This is a genomic window from Nostoc sp. UIC 10630 (assembly GCF_010747425.1).
Lineage (GTDB): Bacteria > Cyanobacteriota > Cyanobacteriia > Cyanobacteriales > Nostocaceae > Nostoc.
Map to the genome: position 1 here is coordinate 1 of NZ_JAAGOG010000404.1, position 2,136 is coordinate 2,136.

The 2,136-nt window shown below is 37.2% G+C and carries 2 protein-coding genes; one reads left to right on the forward strand and one right to left on the reverse strand.

Features of this window, described 5'->3' with window-relative positions:
- The coding region (locus G1O98_RS39165) for a toll/interleukin-1 receptor domain-containing protein (RefSeq protein ID WP_175587032.1) at window positions 1-884 on the reverse strand (884 nt) is incomplete at its 3' end.
- 298 nt (window positions 885-1,182) lie between these two features.
- On the opposite strand from G1O98_RS39165, the gene G1O98_RS37940 reads away from it, so the two are divergent.
- Window positions 1,183-2,064: an IS982 family transposase gene (locus G1O98_RS37940; RefSeq protein ID WP_163939571.1), complete on the forward strand. Its 882-nt coding sequence runs from the start codon at window positions 1,183-1,185 to the stop codon at window positions 2,062-2,064.
- Window positions 2,065-2,136 lie beyond the last annotated feature (72 nt).

Consider the following 2,136-nt stretch of genomic DNA (forward strand, 5'->3'; position numbering starts at 1 on the left):
AGTATTTCCTTGTTATTGGTACTTTTTTGGATGTTAATATTTTCTTTAATCAGCTTTTTCTCTATCTTTTTTATATTGCTTTCCTCTAGTATTTTATTTAACAAATTTTCTTTATTTTGATTTAGATAATTCAGCTTCCTGTCAAAACAATTTAAATTCCCATCTACAATTTTATAAACTTCATTAAATTCTTTTTCGTTAGAATCTATATTGCCTAAAATTATACTTTGAACAAAATCTTCTGTCGGTATTTTACCTGGTTTTTCTTCAAGTTGCTCACTGTTGTTCGGTTTTTCTCCAGTTATGCCCCACTGCAATAAATCTAAAGCAGGCTTGTCATTAATTCCATTAGAAAAAGTGACCCATCTTAGCTGTTTCAAAAACACTAAATCCTCAGGCAGATTACTTATGCCTGGAAGCAAAACAGGAATTACAGGGATTTTATTTATAACACACTGATCTATGAATGGTTTCAATTCCCAATTCTGCCAACGCCCTAATTCTTGTGAATCAATAAATATAGCGGCAGATTTAACAAGTGGGATTATCTGCTGTATATCATTTTGAAATGGTTCATCTGGTAAAAATTGTCCCTCATATAACCAAGGTTTTAGATTTCGTTGCGTGAGTGCAGTAGCGATAGCTTTAATCTGATATTTATCTTGAGTATTGTGTACTAATAAGACATCAAACTTAGCTTTATCTTCGTCAATTTGCTCGAAGGTTTTCGCTGCTTGCTCTATTTCTTGTGCAATTGCTAAATAATTCCCCCCTAAATTCTTTAATATAGTGGCTGTTACTTTAGCGAAAGGACGAATGATGCCTTGTCTATCTTTATTTACTTCTATTAGAGGCTTTTTCAATTCAGCAAGAAAGTCTCGCAATTCTACGTTCAGTCGTTTGGCAATATATTTAGAGACTCGATCAAATACATCTACTGTAGTAGAGCGAGTAGAACTGAGTTACGCCTAATGTGAATTAAAGAGGTTGAGACTGGAAAGTGAGAACATTAATGCCAAAATGTCGGCGAAGCAACAAACGTAGTGTGTGAGATGCAATTTTGGCAGCAATATGTACACAAAAGCCGTCAACAGTTTTGTTGAGTAAGCGTTCGGGATTACGACCAGTATTTTGAATTTACGCCTAATGTGAATTAGGAAAAAAGGCGGGAGAAGTAAGAAGATGAAAGTTACCAGCTTTTCAACTCAGACTTCCCCCATGACTAGCATAGACTTTGGAACGTTAATCACAACAATCTTTGTCATAGTAGATGATTGGTATGACAAGCAAGTAAAAAAGACAACACTGTTAAAACCAGGGGTGAAAGCAAGCATGAGTGATAGTGAAATCATGACACTAGCACTGGTAATGGATTATCTGCCATTTCCTGGAGAAACACAATTTCTCGGTTTCATTAGAGGAAATTACATTGAATGGTTTCCAAATTTACTTGACCAAAGTCAATTCAATCGTCGATTACGCAAATTAGATGGGATGTTAGAGGAGCTACGTCGCACTTGGGTAGAGCAATTGGGTGGATTGAGTGAAAAATATTTTATTCTTGACACCAAACCATTACCAGTATTAGGACTCAAACGTGACAAGCGATATAGTGACTTTGCAGGAAACGCTACCCCTGGTTGGTGTGCTGCGAGGGATATGCATTATTTCGGCTACAAGCTAGTTATGTTGTCAACATGGAATGGAATTCCAATATCTTATGACATTGTGCCTGCTAACACAGATGAGAGAATTGCTGCTGAGGGTGTCTTAGAGACTGTTAAATACAGTCATATTTACGCAGACAAAGGATTTATTTCTGCCGATTGGCAGCAAGCGATCGCTCGTCGCACTGGTAATCGCATCTGGACACTGAAGCGCGAGAACCAGCATCTTCAACATTCTGATGATTTGAAGCGTTTTATTAGTCGTGTTCGCCAGCGTGTAGAAGGTGTTTTTCACGAAATTCAAAATACTGGTCGTAATCCCGAACGCTTACTCAACAAAACTGTTGACGGCTTTTGTGTACATATTGCTGCCAAAATTGCATCTCACACACTATAGGACTAATATTTGATTTCTGAAAAAGCTCCGTACATTTGAAGGGTGGGGAAATCAAAGGTCGTGTGTCGGATA